This window comes from Rhizobium sp. MHM7A (assembly GCF_005862215.1).
In the GTDB taxonomy this organism is placed as follows: Bacteria; Pseudomonadota; Alphaproteobacteria; order Rhizobiales; family Rhizobiaceae; genus Rhizobium; species Rhizobium bangladeshense.
Window position 1 is genome coordinate 1 of the sequence record NZ_VCHT01000017.1, and the last position, 14,056, is coordinate 14,056.

The 14,056-nt window shown below is 60.6% G+C and carries 20 protein-coding genes and 2 pseudogenes; 11 read left to right on the plus strand and 11 right to left on the minus strand.

Annotated features, from left to right (window positions below):
• The 3 genes and pseudogenes from FFR93_RS33995 to FFR93_RS34005 form a co-directional block, all read right to left on the minus strand.
• Positions 1–155, minus strand: a pseudogene (locus tag FFR93_RS33995) (trehalose utilization protein ThuA); the annotation flags it as partial.
• A gap of 192 nt (positions 156–347) precedes the next feature.
• Positions 348–689, minus strand: a complete 342-nt coding sequence (locus FFR93_RS34000) for an SMR family transporter (protein WP_064705951.1) — start codon at positions 687–689, stop codon at positions 348–350.
• A 15-nt stretch (positions 690–704) separates the two neighbouring features.
• The gene (locus FFR93_RS34005) at positions 705–1,268 is read right to left on the minus strand and encodes a TetR/AcrR family transcriptional regulator (protein WP_138396511.1); all 564 of its coding nucleotides are present in this window, start codon (positions 1,266–1,268) and stop codon (positions 705–707) included.
• A 170-nt stretch (positions 1,269–1,438) separates the two neighbouring features.
• Between FFR93_RS34005 and FFR93_RS34010 the strand changes: the two genes are divergently transcribed.
• Both FFR93_RS34010 and FFR93_RS34015 read left to right on the plus strand, forming a co-directional pair.
• Positions 1,439–1,828 (plus strand): group II truncated hemoglobin, encoded by a 390-nt coding sequence (locus tag FFR93_RS34010; RefSeq protein ID WP_138396414.1) that lies wholly within the window; start codon positions 1,439–1,441, stop codon positions 1,826–1,828.
• Between the two features lie 2 nt (positions 1,829–1,830).
• On the plus strand, positions 1,831–2,202 hold the full coding sequence (locus tag FFR93_RS34015) for a DUF423 domain-containing protein (RefSeq protein WP_138396415.1): 372 nt from the start codon (positions 1,831–1,833) through the stop codon (positions 2,200–2,202).
• On the opposite strand, the pseudogene FFR93_RS34020 reads toward FFR93_RS34015, so the two are convergent.
• From FFR93_RS34020 to FFR93_RS34045, 6 genes and pseudogenes are all read right to left on the minus strand, one after another.
• Positions 2,199–2,571: pseudogene (locus FFR93_RS34020) on the minus strand (VOC family protein). The gene FFR93_RS34015 and the pseudogene FFR93_RS34020 sit on opposite strands and share 4 nt — an antisense overlap.
• Positions 2,568–2,882, minus strand: coding sequence for an antibiotic biosynthesis monooxygenase (locus tag FFR93_RS34025; RefSeq protein WP_138396416.1), 315 nt, complete (start codon positions 2,880–2,882; stop codon positions 2,568–2,570). The pseudogene FFR93_RS34020 and the gene FFR93_RS34025 overlap by 4 nt, the downstream one beginning before the upstream one ends.
• Before the next feature lie 9 nt (positions 2,883–2,891).
• Entirely contained in the window at positions 2,892–3,167 is a 276-nt protein-coding gene (locus FFR93_RS34030) for a hypothetical protein (protein ID WP_138396417.1), read from the minus strand.
• On the minus strand, positions 3,164–3,571 hold the full coding sequence (locus tag FFR93_RS34035) for a DUF2325 domain-containing protein (RefSeq protein WP_138396512.1): 408 nt from the start codon (positions 3,569–3,571) through the stop codon (positions 3,164–3,166). Before FFR93_RS34035 ends, FFR93_RS34030 begins: the two co-directional genes overlap by 4 nt.
• Before the next feature lie 109 nt (positions 3,572–3,680).
• On the minus strand, positions 3,681–5,000 hold the full coding sequence (locus FFR93_RS34040; RefSeq protein ID WP_138396418.1) for a TonB family protein: 1,320 nt from the start codon (positions 4,998–5,000) through the stop codon (positions 3,681–3,683).
• 57 nt (positions 5,001–5,057) lie between these two features.
• Entirely contained in the window at positions 5,058–5,483 is a 426-nt protein-coding gene (locus FFR93_RS34045; protein ID WP_138396419.1) for a hypothetical protein, read from the minus strand.
• Positions 5,484–5,660: 177 nt separating this feature from the next.
• Between FFR93_RS34045 and FFR93_RS34050 the strand changes: the two genes are divergently transcribed.
• The 7 genes from FFR93_RS34050 (at position 5,661) to FFR93_RS34080 (ending at position 10,675) form a co-directional block, all read left to right on the plus strand.
• Entirely contained in the window at positions 5,661–5,843 is a 183-nt protein-coding gene (locus FFR93_RS34050; protein ID WP_064706159.1) for a hemin uptake protein HemP, read from the plus strand.
• An 8-nt stretch (positions 5,844–5,851) separates the two neighbouring features.
• Complete coding sequence (locus FFR93_RS34055) at positions 5,852–6,901, plus strand: ChuX/HutX family heme-like substrate-binding protein (protein ID WP_138396420.1); 1,050 nt, start codon at positions 5,852–5,854, stop codon at positions 6,899–6,901.
• Positions 6,902–6,912: 11 nt separating this feature from the next.
• Positions 6,913–7,842: a hemin ABC transporter substrate-binding protein gene (locus FFR93_RS34060; RefSeq protein ID WP_138396421.1), complete on the plus strand. Its 930-nt coding sequence runs from the start codon at positions 6,913–6,915 to the stop codon at positions 7,840–7,842.
• Between the two features lie 2 nt (positions 7,843–7,844).
• The gene (locus tag FFR93_RS34065) at positions 7,845–8,957 is read left to right on the plus strand and encodes an iron ABC transporter permease (RefSeq protein ID WP_138396422.1); all 1,113 of its coding nucleotides are present in this window, start codon (positions 7,845–7,847) and stop codon (positions 8,955–8,957) included.
• Between the two features lie 8 nt (positions 8,958–8,965).
• The gene (locus tag FFR93_RS34070) at positions 8,966–9,775 is read left to right on the plus strand and encodes a heme ABC transporter ATP-binding protein (protein ID WP_171049301.1); all 810 of its coding nucleotides are present in this window, start codon (positions 8,966–8,968) and stop codon (positions 9,773–9,775) included.
• A gap of 147 nt (positions 9,776–9,922) precedes the next feature.
• The gene (locus FFR93_RS34075; RefSeq protein ID WP_138396423.1) at positions 9,923–10,267 is read left to right on the plus strand and encodes a DUF883 family protein; all 345 of its coding nucleotides are present in this window, start codon (positions 9,923–9,925) and stop codon (positions 10,265–10,267) included.
• 9 nt (positions 10,268–10,276) lie between these two features.
• Positions 10,277–10,675 carry a hypothetical protein gene (locus tag FFR93_RS34080; RefSeq protein WP_138396424.1) on the plus strand — a complete coding sequence of 133 codons (399 nt, stop codon included), beginning with the start codon at positions 10,277–10,279 and terminating at the stop codon, positions 10,673–10,675.
• 280 nt (positions 10,676–10,955) lie between these two features.
• Here FFR93_RS34080 and FFR93_RS34085 read toward each other — a convergent pair whose 3' ends face one another.
• Together FFR93_RS34085 and FFR93_RS34090 are read right to left on the minus strand one after the other, a co-directional pair.
• Positions 10,956–11,513: an RNA polymerase sigma factor gene (locus FFR93_RS34085; RefSeq protein WP_138396425.1), complete on the minus strand. Its 558-nt coding sequence runs from the start codon at positions 11,511–11,513 to the stop codon at positions 10,956–10,958.
• A gap of 9 nt (positions 11,514–11,522) precedes the next feature.
• Positions 11,523–11,729, minus strand: coding sequence for a NepR family anti-sigma factor (locus FFR93_RS34090; RefSeq protein WP_064695530.1), 207 nt, complete (start codon positions 11,727–11,729; stop codon positions 11,523–11,525).
• A gap of 253 nt (positions 11,730–11,982) precedes the next feature.
• Between FFR93_RS34090 and FFR93_RS34095 the strand changes: the two genes are divergently transcribed.
• Together FFR93_RS34095 and FFR93_RS34100 are read left to right on the plus strand one after the other, a co-directional pair.
• Entirely contained in the window at positions 11,983–12,777 is a 795-nt protein-coding gene (locus FFR93_RS34095) for a response regulator (protein ID WP_020922074.1), read from the plus strand.
• A 192-nt stretch (positions 12,778–12,969) separates the two neighbouring features.
• On the plus strand, positions 12,970–13,965 hold the full coding sequence (locus tag FFR93_RS34100; RefSeq protein WP_171049306.1) for an HWE histidine kinase domain-containing protein: 996 nt from the start codon (positions 12,970–12,972) through the stop codon (positions 13,963–13,965).
• The last annotated feature ends 91 nt before the right edge of the window (positions 13,966–14,056 follow it).

Consider the following 14,056-nt stretch of genomic DNA (forward strand, 5'->3'; position numbering starts at 1 on the left):
GGCTCCTGCAGCGTCGCCGTCGTCGCCGAGATGCCGGGATCCTTATTCAGCGCATTCGCGATCGTCGTATGCATGCCTTCGGGATAGATGCCCCGGACGACTTCATTGGTATTCTCGTGAATATTCTCTCCCCAGACGACGGTGCGTATGGCCATGATTTGCTCCTCTGGAAGCTGGAAGTATCAACAGGCGGGAAAGGCCGAATTCAAAGCGCTTTGGAAAGTGTCGCTGACAGCGCCTCGTCTCCTCGACGTCAGAGGAACACATAGACCTTTGTCAGGAGTTTGACAAAGGGGAAAATCTCTCGTCGGCCTCTAGAAGAGGTTTTCCGCAATATCGCTATGGAATCAATGCGAAACGGATTTCGAGAACAGATTGACCACGAGTACGCCTGATATGATAAGACAGAGGCCGACGATTGCCGGCACGTCGAGACGCTGCTTGAAGAATACCAGGCCAACCGAGGAAATCAGCACGATTCCCAAAGCGCTCCAAATCGCGTAGGCAATGCCTACGGGAATGCTCTTCAGCGTTAGCGACAGGCAGTAGAAGGCGGCAGCGTAGCAGGCGACAACGATGGCCGTCGGCCCCATGCGGCTGAACTGCTGGGATAGTTGCAGCGCGGTCGTGCCAATGACTTCGAGCACGACGGCGACGAGAAGCAGCCCATAAACGGCAGCCTGGCTCATGGCGAACTCCCTAGATTACTTTCCGGTCAGATCGACAAGGCGGTTGATGAGGTCGCGCCTTAAAGCATCGTTGATATCATGGCTGTCCAACGTATCGGCGAACCACAACCCATCGGCGGCGAAACGCACGATTTGCGCATCGAGCGAGGAATCGGTGCCGACATATTCCTCCGCCCGCGCCTGCACCCATTGACGCCAGCGCAGGCGCAGCCGGGGCTCGGCGAGCAGGGCGATGGTTACCTGAGTCCAGCTTTTGGAATCGTCGGGACGATCCTTGAGGCCGGAGACTGCTTTGAGGTAGGCGCGGGTGAAGCGACCCTGCGGCAATGGATCGCCGCGCATCAGCTCCTCGATGTCGGCGTCGAACCTGTCGAGCAGGCTCTCGAACAACGCGTCGAGCAACGCATTCTTCGTCGGGAAGTGATGCAGTAGTCCGCCCTTGCTGACGCTGGAGGCAGCAGAAACCGCGTCTAGCGTCACGGCGGCCATGCCTTCGCTGACCACAAGACGCGCCGCAACCTCCAGCAATTGCTGGCGCACGAGAGCGGGCTGCTTCTTGCGATGGTGAGCTTTCGACATGCAAGCAAAAGAAACCGTCCAGACGGTTTTGTCAAGAAAAATCGGCGTAAGGCCAACTGTGTCGGGACTATGCGCGAAATGACGCGGCACCTTGATGACAGTTGCGATCATGTTATCTCCGGTGCATGAAGGATCGCGCAATTGCTATGGGATGACAGCGGGATGGTTTCGTGACGGAGAAGGTCACCACTTTATATGAAGCGATTGGCGGTGATCCGGCCGTACGGGCACTGACGCACCGCTTCTACAAGCTGATGGATACACTCCCGGAGGCAAGCAACGTGCGCGCCGTGCACCCGCCGAGCCTCGAAGGCAGCGAAGAGAAATTCTACGAATACATGACCGGATATCTCGGCGGCCCGCCACTGTATACTGATAAGCGCGGCCACCCGCGCCTGCGCAGCCGCCATTTCGTCGCCGAGATCGGGCCGATCGAGCGCGACGAATGGCTGCTCTGCTTCCGCCGCGCGCTCGATGAGACCATCGCGAGCCAGGCGCTGCGCGATCTCATCTGGGCGCCGGTCGAGCGCCTTGCCTATCACATGCAGAACAAGGAATAACCATGAGCCTCAACGCGCGTCTGGAACCGGTGCTCCATCTCTTTGCCGGCCTGTTCGGCGTAGCCGGCGTGGCGCTCGCAGCGCTTGCCGCGCATGGCGGCGGTGAATCCAGCCTTGCCGCATCCGCGTCCGCCATGTGCCTCGCGCATGCGCCTGCCCTGCTGGCGTTGGCGCTGGGCACCACCCGGCTCAAAACCGCCTGGCTGGCCGGTTTTCTGATGATTGTCGGAACGCTGCTCTTCGCCGGCGATCTCGTCACGCTCCGCTTTTCCGGCTCCGGTCTCTTCCCCTATGCCGCGCCGACCGGCGGCTGGGCGATGATGCTTGGCTGGCTGGCCGTTGCGGGAGGCGCCATCTTCCGCGTAAGGGCTTAGGCGCGCTGCTGTGGCACACGGCCAAAGCGCAAGAGATTGCGGTGCGGATCATGGATGTAGAATTCCCCCCATGTTCACGGCCGCACTTCCATCTCGGTCAGGCGCTCGATGCCCCGCTCGCGATATTCCGCGTGGAGGGCGCCGATAGGTTCGCCCCTGAGATAGATGGTGGCCTTCTCATCAAAGCCCGGCATCTCTGGTGCGCCAAAAAACCAGTTCCATGTCGTCACGCCGCAATATGAGATAGTCTTCTGCGTGATAGACGACATTGGCAAAGCCGAGCTTGTCTCGATAGAAGGCCAGCGTCGCATCGATATCGAGCGACGGCAGAACCGGCAGGACCTCGATGCGATCAGACCCGTGATTCATATACCGTCGACCATGTTGAAGCCTTCGAACATCGGCGGCCCCTTATACATCGTCTTTCGGTCGCCGGCGTTACGATGGGCCGCGCGAAAGTTCTCCGACTTAGTCCAGTTCTGAAAATCCTCTTCGCTCTTCCAAACGGTGTGCGAGGAATAGAGCGTGTAGCCCTCCTCTTCGCTGGCCTTGCCGCGCAGCAGGCGGAATTCGACGAAGCCCGGCACCTCGGCCAGGCTGGAATCGCGATTGCGCCAGACGGTCTCGAAATCGCCTTCGGCCCCGGTTGCGACCTTGAAGCGGTTCATTGCGATATACATGAATTCCCCTTACGCCTTTCTCTTGGCCGCCGCCCTTACCGCAGGCGAGGGAAAGGCGAGAATATTATTGCCGGTTGCCGCCGCCGCGCCAAGCGGCCTCGTCGCCGCCTCCCCCGGCATGCGAGCTTCCCAGGTCGGGAAGAGTGTCACATTCTGATTGATCTGCTGGCGTTCGGCATGTTGCTGGAAAAGTTCGTAAAGCTCCGGCACGAGGCCTTCGCCGCTCTGCGCGGCGAGCTTGTGCAGGCCGATCATGGTGAAGCCGTTAAGGCGCTGGTCATTCATCGGGAATTGTCTCGTTCGTTCATCGTCTGCAGCGCACGTTCCAGGCTGGACTTGCTGCCGTTTCGAAGCGGGATAAATGCCTTGCTGAACTTCTTGCAGCCGGTCTTCACGCGCAGGCACGCATCATGGCTGATACAGTCGATGGGGCAGAACACGCAGTCGACAGAGGGAAGCAGCGTGTCGATGCGGGAAACCGCCTCGCGAAGGCCGCCGTCGTGATGAATGAGCTCGGCGCCGAAATTGCTGGCGATCTGGCGAAGATGCGCCACCTGGCAGTCACGCCCGCCGACATAAAGAAAACTCCGGCCATCCAGTTTGGATCGTCCGTTGGATGCCAGGCTGGCCTCCTCGCCCACGCTGTCGCGGACCTCCCGGTTCGATCCCTTCTTGCCCTTGCGAGCCATATGCCACCCGTATCGCTGGTTGATCGTCACACGATTCCTGCGTGTGCGGACGGACCTTATTAAACTTGATTTTTAGAGTAAAGTATAAAGTTGAGTTTTAAGATCATATTTACCGCGGGGTGACCTCAACCGGAAAGGTGTATGTGCGCTGGGATGCCGTCAGGTCATCGGGCATAGCCGGAAGATTGCAGGAAGCTACCCTGGCAAGTGCGGCACGATCCACCTCTGGCAAGCTTGACCCGCGGACGATACCCGATGCTGTGATATCGCCGCCGCGGCTGACCGTGATGCGAACGGTTAAGCTGGCGCGAGCCGTCCGATACCGCGCCTCCATCCGATCGACGCAACGGAACAATCGTGCAACGAGCTTACCTTTGTAGTTGGCTTCCGACGCACCGCCGGCTCCATTCCGCCCGCCCGATGTCCGTGAATTGCTATCGGAATTGGCGTCTGCGTGCCCATCTGCCGCGCCTCTGCGCGCTTCTTGTTTGTCATCGCCCTCCGAGCCCTGCGCTTTCTTCGGCGGCTGTTTTCTTTCCACCGGCTTCTTTTCCACTGTCTTCTCAAGCTTCGGTTTCGGCGCTGGCGTAACGATTTCTGCCGGCTGTTCCGGCTCGGGAGAAATGGCGGCCGTCTCGACAGGCTTAATCTCTTCCTGCTCGGGCATCGCGGCTACCACAGGCGGCTCGGCAGACATCACCTGAGTGTCCACCGGTTGTTCAGGCACCACCGTCGACATCGGCTGTACGACTGAAGTTTCCGCCGGAGTTTCCGATACAAGAACTTCCGGCTCCGCAGCCGTAACCGTCTCCGCTGACGGACGTGTAATCTCCTGCGTCGGTTGAACCGCCTCGACAGGCTCCGCATCGGTCGGCTGGACGGCCTCCGGCTGCACATCTGCTGTCTCTATCGGGTTGATCTCATCGGGTTCGACAGCCTCTGGAACGATTTCTTGCTGGATCGTGACATCGGTCTCGCCGGCTGCGCTTTGATCCACATCAGAACTGCCGAGCATAACGACGCTGATCGCTTCGCCCGCTTCCATCAGTGTCTCCTCAGAAGGCTTGGGCATAACGACAAGCAGCGCCGCGGCCAGCGCGACATGAAAGAAGAACGAACCGGCACACGTCAGCGCCACCTGCCGCCGCACCGGCTTCTGCTCGTCTTCCCGCCTGTCCACCGCCGCATCCATCGGCGGCGCGGAAGCGGGAGCGGCCGGTTCGGCTTCCGGATGGTCTGGAAAGGAGGAGATCTGAGCAGAACGTGTGTAGTGGATCACCGTCTCTCCGGCCGGCTGCCGCTGCGCGTTTCGCAGTTCGGGAAGCTCGTGGCCGGGGTGCATGCCGGGCATGTTGTCGTTCAGCCTGATGTCGGCGCTCTCCTCCCCCACGAGCACGTGTCTCGATCTGGATTTCGCTGAAGTCGCCATTCTTTACGCCTCGGACAGCCGGAAACATGTCGGCCGGGGTCCATCCCCGGCGTCTTCTCATCCTTCGAAGGGAACGGAGATCTGCGAGCGGGTGACGAGACCCTTCATGCATTCGCCGGCAGCCGGCCCGTCGCAGACCGGCGTGTCATTGATGAGGATGCGGGTCACGCTCTCGCATTTGACATTCGGCATGTCGAACTGGCGCACCCGCTTCTTGCCTTGCGGCAGATCGCGGAAGTCGAGAACGGTGATGCGGTCGACGGCATTCTTGTCGTTGAAGAAGGCGAGCTCGAAGGAAACCTTGTTGATGGCGGCAGGCAGCGTGTTGAGCGCCACGAAGGTCATCATGCAGCCCTTCTGCGAAGTCGCCAGCGCATTGAGCTCGACATCGAGGGAGGCTGCAGGCGCCGCCTCCTGCGCCTGGGCTGCGCTCGAAACCGCCATCACGATGCCGGCCGCAACGGCCGCAAACTTACCCGTCATGATCTTCTCCGCATTGTCGCAAGCCGCCGGCGGGCGGCTTCATATCAGCAATCTCAAAAACTTGACTGCATTAGTCTTCTATTGCGTCTTTAAAAAACTATGAGTAAGAAAGTCAAGATAATTGTAAACGCAACCGGGGACCTTCAGATCCCCGGTCTCACGGAATTGCCAGCCGAAATGATGGTTGAAAAGCCAGACACCTTTAAGCATGCGCCACTGCCCAGCGAGCCGGCGGCGCAACACCGGATCGTCGAAAGCGCGGATCTTTTCCGCGGCACGAACGAGATCATGATCAGACACGACGGGCTGGTTTACCGCCTGAAGATTACCCGCCAGGGCAAACTCATTCTCAATAAATAGGGCAAGACATGACTGAGCAGAAAAGACCGGCTCCATCAGAAATCCGCGCGTTTCGCGCCGAGAATCCGAAGATGCGCGAGCGCGATATCGCCGCCCAGCTGAAGATTTCCGAGGCAGCCCTCGTCGCCGCGGAAGCCGGCATCAGCGTCACCCGCATCGACGGTAGCGCGATGAGACTTCTCGAGCGCGTGGAACGCCTCGGCGAAGTGATGGCGCTCTCGCGCAACGAAAGCGCCGTGCACGAGAAGGTCGGCGTCTTCGAAAACATCAAGACGGGCATGCAGAGCGCGATCGTGCTGGGCGAGAATATCGACCTGCGCATCTTCCCGAGCCGCTGGGAGTACGGTTTCGCCGTCTCCAAGAGGGATGGCGATCAGGAACGCCTCAGCCTGCAATATTTCGACAAGGCAGGCAACGCTGTGCATAAGGTGCATCTGCGCCCGAATTCGAATGTCGAAGCCTATCACGCGATCGTCGCCGAGCTGAAGCTCGAAGACCAGTCGCAGGAATTCATCGAGGCCGAGGTTTCGAATGCCGCTGACGAAGCCGGCGACGTCAGCCGCGACGAGCTGCGCGACAACTGGAGCAAGCTCACCGACACCCACGAGTTCTTCGGCATGCTGAAGCGCCTGAAGATCGGCCGCCAGGCGGCCATCCGAAGCGTCGGCGACGACTATGCCTGGAAGCTCGACAACACCGCGACGGCGGAGATGATGCACGCTTCGGTGAAATCGGGCCTGCCGATCATGTGCTTCGTCGCCAATAACGGCATCGTCCAGATCCATTCCGGCCCGATCTTCAACGTCCAGGCGATGGGTCCGTGGATCAATATCATGGACCCGACCTTCCACCTGCATCTGCGCCAGGATCACATCGCCGAGACGTGGGCGGTTCGCAAGCCGACCAAGGATGGCCATGTGACCTCGCTGGAGGCCTACAACGCCGAAGGGGAAATGATCATCCAGTTCTTCGGCAAGCGGCAGGAAGGTTTCGACGAACGCGCAGCATGGCGCGAGATCATGGAAAACCTGCCGCGCGCGGCAAGTGTCGCCGCATAAGGATCATAGCGATGAAGATGCGTAACAATCTGCGCCGGATCCGCCTTTGGGAACTGGCCGTGACGGCTGTTGTCATGGCGCTGCCGCTTATCCCGACGACGCCGGCCAGCAAGAGCTTCGCCTTTGTAGGCGCCGCCCAGGCCGAGGAAAAGAAGCTCGATACGTCGCGCCTAGTTTCGGTCGGCGGCGACGTCACCGAGATCATCTATGCGCTCGGCGAAGAAAGCCGGCTGATCGCCCGTGACACCACGAGCCTCTATCCGGAGGCGGCGCTGAAACTGCCGAACGTCGGCTACATGCGCGCGCTCTCCCCGGAAGGCATTCTCGCCATGAACCCGACAGCGATCATCGCCGTCGAAGGATCAGGCCCGCCGGAGGCGCTGACCGTTTTGAGGAATGCCAGCGTGCCTTTCGAAAGCGTGCCGAACACCTTTACACGCGACGGCATCATCGCCAAGATCGACCGGGTGGGTGCGCTGCTCGGCGTATCCGACAAGGCGAAAGCGCTCGAAGAAAAGGTCGCGGCCGGTCTCGACGCGGCGATTGCCGACGCTGAAAAGCGTCCTGAGGCGGAGCGCAAGCGTGTTCTCTTCATCCTCAGCGCCCAGAACGGTCGGATCATGGCATCGGGCACCGGCACGGCAGCTGATGGCGTCATCAAACTTGCCGGTGCCATCAACGCCGTCGGCGCATTCCCGGGTTATAAGCCGCTGACGGACGAAGCGATCATTGAAGCGAAGCCCGACATCATCCTGATGATGAACCGCGGCGATGGCGCCGGCACCAGGAACGAGGATCTGCTGGCGCAGCCGGCGATCGCTCTGACGCCGGCCGGTGAGAAGAAAGCGATCATACGGATGGACGGCGTCTACCTGCTCGGCTTCGGCCCACGCACGGCAAGCGCTGTGCGTGACCTGAACGCGGCGATCTACGGGGGCTGATCATGGCCCTGCCGCAAGCCTTGACGGAGCGAAGGCGATTATTCCCGATGGCGCCAATACACGAGAGCAGGCAGGCAGGCGACAGGACGCCTCTCGCCCTCCTGGCGATCGCCATGCTTATCGCGGGCTCTGCCTTCTCGATGCTGTATTCGGTGACGACGGGCGCCTCGGATGCCTCTATCGTCGACGTTATCGCCAACATGGCTGGCTCCGAGACGGCGCTCAGCGCCCGCGACCGGATCATCATCTTCGATATCCGATTGCCCCGGACGATCCTCGGCTTCCTGATCGGCGCCTCGCTCGCCGTCTCCGGCACGGTGATGCAGGGCCTGTTCCGCAATCCGCTGGCAGATCCCGGCCTCGTCGGAGTCTCCTCCGGTGCCAGCTTCGGCGCCGTCGTGATGATCGTGCTCGGCAGCGGTGTCGCAGCCCCGCTACAGGCACTTTTCGGCGTCTATGCTCTGCCGGCGGCCGCTTTCGGCGGCGGCCTCGTCACGACGCTGCTGCTCTACCGGATCGCGACGCGCCACGGCCAGACTTCGGTGGCGACGATGCTGCTTGCCGGAATTGCGCTGGGCGCGCTCGCGCTGGCCCTGACCGGCCTGCTGATCTACATGGCGAACGATCAGCAGTTGCGCGATCTCACGTTCTGGAGCATGGGCTCGCTTGCCGGCGCCACCTGGACGAAGATCGCCGCCGCGGGTCCGATCATCCTCTTGTCCTTCACCGCCCTGCCCTTCATGGCCCGCGGCCTCAATGCCATCACTCTCGGTGAGGCGGCCGCCTTTCATATGGGGGTGCCGGTGCAGGGGCTGAAGAATGTGGCGATAGTCGGCGTCGCGGCTGCGACCGGCGCCTCCGTCGCCGTCAGCGGCGGCATCGGCTTCGTCGGCATCGTCGTACCGCATGTCCTGCGCATGGCGATCGGGCCGGACCATCGTTTCCTGCTGCCCGCCTCAGCCCTTCTCGGAGGCTCGCTGCTGATTTTCGCCGATGTGCTCGCCCGCACCGCGGTCGCCCCGGCCGAACTTCCGATCGGCATCATCACCGCGGGGGTCGGGGGGCCGTTCTTCCTGTGGATTCTGCTGAAGCAGCGTTCGCGTCTTGCCCTGTGAGTGATTTTGTGAGCGATGTGCAGACGATCGAAGTATCCGGCCTCTCCGTGCACCTTTCCGGCAAGACCATCATCAGCGACGTCGGTTTTATTGCCAAGGCGGGTGAGCTGACGGCGATCGCCGGACCGAACGGCTCCGGCAAGACGACAACGATGAAAGCGATCTCCGGTGAGCTCGCTTACGACGGTTCCGTGCGCATCGGCGGCGATGAGGTGAAGGGGCTGAAGCCGTGGCAACTCGCTGCTATTCGCGGCGTCCTGCCGCAGGCGAGCACCATCTCCTTTCCCTTCACCGTGCGCGAGATCGTCCGCATGGGCCTGACCTCCGGCTTGAACCTGCATCCGGACAAGGCCGACGAGACGGCAGCAGCCGCCCTCGCCTCCGTCGACCTGACCGGCTTCGAAGGCCGCTTTTATCAGGAACTTTCGGGCGGCGAGCAGCAGCGCGTGCAGCTTGCCCGCGTGCTCTGCCAGATCTCCGAGCCCGTCGCCGACGGCAAGCCTTGCTGGCTGCTGCTCGACGAGCCGGTCTCCAGTCTCGACATCAGCCACCAGCTGACCATCATGTCGCTTGCCCGCACGTTCTGCGAACGCGGCGGCGGCGTCATCGCCGTCATGCACGATCTCAACCTGACAGCGCTTTTTGCCGACCGCATCGTGTTGATGAAATCCGGTCGCCTCGCCGCCGCCGGAAGCATCGAGGAAGTGATGACGGACGAGACGATGCTTTCGGTGTTCGGCTGCGCGCTAAGGATCAACCAAATCCCGGCCGACGGCACGCCTTTCGTGCTTGCCCACAGCGCCGTCTCCCACGCCTGAGCCTGCGCAAGCGGAACTTTTGCCCCGGCAAGACGTTGTCGGCAATGATCTGGGTCAATGCCGGGCGACATCATTCATGCAACGGACGGTGGTGACCCTCGTGCGAAACAGGCGGGCTCGCGCGCGCCCCAGCCAATGGAGACAGCCATGAGCTATTCTATCTTCCAGTCCGGCCGCAGCCGCCGCAACGGCACCTTCCGCCACCTCGAATCCGGTATCGAAGAACAGATCGAGGCATTGCGCGATGAGCTCGCTGCATTGACGCGCCTCGTCGGCAAGAACTCGCGCCACCAGAGCGAGAATATTCGCAGTCAGGCCAACGCCGGCTATGAGGAACTGCTCAGCCGCAGCGAGGACCTGCTGCGCGAGCTGCAGCACGGCTATGAGCGCGGAGCGACCGAAATGCGCGAGACGGTGCGCAAACATCCCCTGGCGACCATCGGCGCCGCTGCCGCTTTCGGCTTGGCCCTCGCCTTCCTCGCCCGTCGCTGAGGAAGCTCGATGCTCTCGATCCTCAGCCTGCTGACCGGCGCAAGCATGCATCGGACCATCGCGCGCGTCAAACGCAACAGCATCTTCATCGCGCTTGCCGCGCTCTTCCTCCTCACGGCCTATGCGCTGGCGGTGGCCGCCGGCGCCATCTGGCTCGCCGGCATCTATGGTCCGCTTGCCGCAGTCCTGTTCCTGGCCGTCTGCGCACTGCTGATCGCAATCATCATGCTGGTGGTCATGTCGATCATCAACGCCCGTGAGGCACGTCGCGCCCGCGATCGCCGCGCGGCGCTGGAATCTCTGGCGACGGTGGGCCTCGGCCTCGTCCGCGCCCAGCCGCTGCTCACCGCCGGCGTGCTTGCGGCGATCGTCGCGGCCAATCTTGTGGGTTCGAAGCGCGAGGATTGAGTAAGCAGGACAAGGCCTGAAATCGATCGTGAAATGAAACGCACTACCTCTCCTCCCTCATTCCTGTGCCTGTCACAGATATCCAGCCACGGCGCGTCCGCGCCGTGAATGACTCTTATTGCAACAAATGAGTCTTTCGCGCCCAAGGACTTGGACGCACTGGAGTCTTGTGACGAGCACAGGATTGAGGGAAGAGAGCGCTTGGTGCCCGCAGCGTGTGGCGCCTACGCTCATGACAGCCCAAAAGGGATCCCAAAGAGCAGCCGGCCTCAGTTACTTCTTAGAACGCAAAAGCCTTTGACGTCAGCGGTGCGGACGTCGCATCCGGGCCGAAATCGGCTTCGCCTGAAATCTGCAGCAATTCCTGCAGCCGCTGACGAGCGCGGTTGACACGGCTCTTGATCGTGCCGACGGCGCAACCGCAGATTTCTGCTGCCTCTTCGTAGGAAAAGCCCGAGGCGCCGACGAGGATGATCGCCTCGCGCTGGTCGGGCGGAAGCTGGTCGAGTGCTTTTTTGAAGTCCTGCAGATCCAACGCGCCATATTGCGAAGGGTGCATCGCCATCGATTCCGTGAACAGCCCGTCGCTGTCCTGTACCTCGCGGCCGCTTTTGCGCATCTGGCTATAGAGCTCATTTCGCAGGATCGTGAAGAGCCAGGCCTTCATATTGGTGCCCATCTCGAAATGATCCTGCTTGGCCCAGGCTTTCATGATCGTATCCTGGACGAGATCGTCGGCACGGTCATGGCGGCCGATGAGTGATATCGCGAATGCGCGAAGACTAGGTAGGGCGGCCAGCAGTTCCCGCTTGAAGCTGGGTTGCACTTTTTCTACCATGCGACGATCCTATTCGGCCATCTTGGCGGAAGCCATCATCTCGGCATGGTCGAGTTTTTCGAGAAGATCGAGAAAGCGATCCGGGATCGCCTCATCCTGTGCAGCCGCGTAAAGCGACCGCAACCTGACACCGATCTGATTGTTCGGGTCCAAAATATCGCTTGCCCGCAGCTCCAGCTTTCGCTGATCAGCTGCATCTTTCTTGCGTGTCGTCATCAATTCGTCTTCTCGCCGTTTGTCTGATGCAGAGCGTGCACGGATAATCACGAAATCAAACACCGACACCGACCGTTACACTATCGATGTCGCTGATATTAGCCGCGGCATGGGTCAAAATGCTACGCCCTTTCTTTGTCGGCTGGAATAATGCGGCGCGACAAAAAAAGTTCCTGCCGTTCCGGAACTTTTTTATCAAGGCAGCGTTAATCGCTCATTGAACCTATGACCGGCCTGCATACGGGAGCCATTAATGACACTTTCTACTCGAATTGCGCCGCACCTTCCCTATCTGCGTCGCTATTCCCGCGCCCTTACCGGCACCCAGACTTCAGGCGACGCTTATGTCGCTGCCGTTCTCGAAGCCATTATAGCCGACTTGTCGATTTTCCCGGATACGGCCAATGACCGGGTCGCACTTTACAAACTGTTCACGCAACTGTTTGGTTCCACCGCAGTCCAGATTCCAGAGCCTACCTCCCCTTATGCATGGGAACAGCGCGCTACGCTCAACCTGTCCAAGGTTTCACCGGGTGCACGCCAGGCCTTCCTGCTCGCTTCGGTGGAAAATTTCCGCGTTGCAGAGATTGCAGAAATTCTCGAACTCGATGAACAGGATGTCATGCAGTTACTCGACAAGGCCTCACAGGAAATCTCCCGTCAGGTCGCAACCGACATCATGATCATCGAGGATGAACCGCTGATCGCCATGGATATAGAGCAAATGGTCGAAAGCCTCGGCCACCGTGTTACCGGCATCGCCCGCACGCACGCCGAAGCCGTCGCGCTCTACAATAAGACGAAGCCGAGCATGGTGCTCGCCGACATCCAGCTTGCCGACGGCAGTTCCGGCATCGACGCGGTGAACGACATCCTCAAGACGTCGAGCGTGCCGGTGATCTTCATCACCGCATTCCCGGAACGGCTTTTGACTGGCGAGCGCCCCGAACCCACTTTCCTCGTGACCAAACCGTTCAACCCCGACATGGTCAAGGCTCTGATCAGTCAAGCGCTTTTCTTCAATGAATCGACCAAGGTAGCCGCCTGAGACGCAATTTTCCGGCTCTCGGAACCAAACCGCCGAAACAGGCGTTCCGGTGCTACCGGGGCGCCCCGGCGACTTTAACGGTTTTTGCAGCGCTTTATTCTAGAGTTGGCAGGCGTTTCTGAAAGGGGTCCCGTTCAGCGACGCTCCGAGATGTCACAAAGGAAAGGCGGCCGAGTGAATACGACTGAACCATTGTCGGACACGCCTTTCACCTTCGAAGGCAAAGCCGCAATGATGGAGCGAGCGCTCGGCAGCGCTGGGATTTCAATCCTCTGCCAGGACGCCCGGCTTTCGATCTTCTACGCCGAAAATCTGCCGCCGCATTTCGCAGCGCTTTTTTTGCCCGGCGGCAGTGATGCCGCCCTTTTCGGGGATGTCCAGGGGCAATATCTCACGGCGCTGAAGCGTAAGGTGCTGGAGACCGGTATTCCCAACAATGCCGAGGTCGACATCGATGTCGACGGCGAAATGCGAACCTATGAATTGAAAATCCAGCGAACCGGCGAACGCGGCACGCTCGGGCTACTATCCGTGATGACGGAGGTGACCGAAAGCCGGCATCGTGAAAAGGTGCTGAAATCGCTGTTGCGCGAACTCTCGCACCGTTCGAAGAACCTTCTCGCCATCATTCAGGGCATCGCGACGCAAACAGCGCGCAACACGCTCTCGCTCGACAGCTTCCTTCTCAAGTTCCGCGGCAGGTTGCAGTCGCTTTCCAATTCCCAGGACCTGGTCACGGATTCCAGCTGGCGCGGCGCCTACCTCTTCGAGCTTGCCGAAAAACAGTTCGCCCCCTATTGGCCGGAGACGGCCGGCTCCATGCCGATCTATGGCATCAATGCCCACCTGACGCCGAATGCAGCCGTGCATCTCGGGCTTGCCCTCCACGAACTCATCGTCAACTCCGCCTCCTATGGAGCGATATCAAGCGGCGCCGCCTCAATCACTTTGAACTGCCGCGAGGCGATGATCAACGACAGGAAAGCGATCGAGATTGCCTGGGCCGAGGTGTTGCAGGATCAGTCGGAAGTCCATGAATTCAGCGACAACAGCTTCGGGCGCACCGTACTGGAGCGTGTCGTGCCCTCGTCAGTCAACGGTAAAGCGGAGCTGAGCCTCGTGCCGGGCCGAATCGAATATCGGCTGACCATTCCGGAAACAGAATTCGAAATCTTCAAGCGCATGTGAAAGCCAGAACTGATGAGCCGCCGGCAACGGAAAAACAGCCGGTGCGAGGGCGGCGCACCGGCTGTCTTCACTCACCGGGAGGGGACCGTGA

Coding starts and splice junctions, on each gene's coding strand:
- FFR93_RS34030 (WP_138396417.1), bottom strand. CDS start 3,167: ATGAATGACCAGCGCCTTAACGGCTTCACCATGATCGGCCTGCACAAG.
- FFR93_RS34090 (WP_064695530.1), bottom strand. CDS start 11,729: ATGACGACACGCAAGAAAGATGCAGCTGATCAGCGAAAGCTGGAGCTG.
- FFR93_RS34065 (WP_138396422.1), top strand. CDS start 7,845: ATGGCCCTGCCGCAAGCCTTGACGGAGCGAAGGCGATTATTCCCGATG.
- FFR93_RS34035 (WP_138396512.1), bottom strand. CDS start 3,571: ATGGCTCGCAAGGGCAAGAAGGGATCGAACCGGGAGGTCCGCGACAGC.
- FFR93_RS34050 (WP_064706159.1), top strand. CDS start 5,661: ATGATGGTTGAAAAGCCAGACACCTTTAAGCATGCGCCACTGCCCAGC.
- FFR93_RS34095 (WP_020922074.1), top strand. CDS start 11,983: ATGACACTTTCTACTCGAATTGCGCCGCACCTTCCCTATCTGCGTCGC.
- FFR93_RS34005 (WP_138396511.1), bottom strand. CDS start 1,268: ATGTCGAAAGCTCACCATCGCAAGAAGCAGCCCGCTCTCGTGCGCCAG.
- FFR93_RS34085 (WP_138396425.1), bottom strand. CDS start 11,513: ATGGTAGAAAAAGTGCAACCCAGCTTCAAGCGGGAACTGCTGGCCGCC.
- FFR93_RS34000 (WP_064705951.1), bottom strand. CDS start 689: ATGAGCCAGGCTGCCGTTTATGGGCTGCTTCTCGTCGCCGTCGTGCTC.
- FFR93_RS34040 (WP_138396418.1), bottom strand. CDS start 5,000: ATGGCGACTTCAGCGAAATCCAGATCGAGACACGTGCTCGTGGGGGAG.
- FFR93_RS34045 (WP_138396419.1), bottom strand. CDS start 5,483: ATGACGGGTAAGTTTGCGGCCGTTGCGGCCGGCATCGTGATGGCGGTT.
- FFR93_RS34015 (WP_138396415.1), top strand. CDS start 1,831: ATGAGCCTCAACGCGCGTCTGGAACCGGTGCTCCATCTCTTTGCCGGC.
- FFR93_RS34055 (WP_138396420.1), top strand. CDS start 5,852: ATGACTGAGCAGAAAAGACCGGCTCCATCAGAAATCCGCGCGTTTCGC.
- FFR93_RS34080 (WP_138396424.1), top strand. CDS start 10,277: ATGCTCTCGATCCTCAGCCTGCTGACCGGCGCAAGCATGCATCGGACC.
- FFR93_RS34025 (WP_138396416.1), bottom strand. CDS start 2,882: ATGTATATCGCAATGAACCGCTTCAAGGTCGCAACCGGGGCCGAAGGC.
- FFR93_RS34075 (WP_138396423.1), top strand. CDS start 9,923: ATGAGCTATTCTATCTTCCAGTCCGGCCGCAGCCGCCGCAACGGCACC.
- FFR93_RS34060 (WP_138396421.1), top strand. CDS start 6,913: ATGAAGATGCGTAACAATCTGCGCCGGATCCGCCTTTGGGAACTGGCC.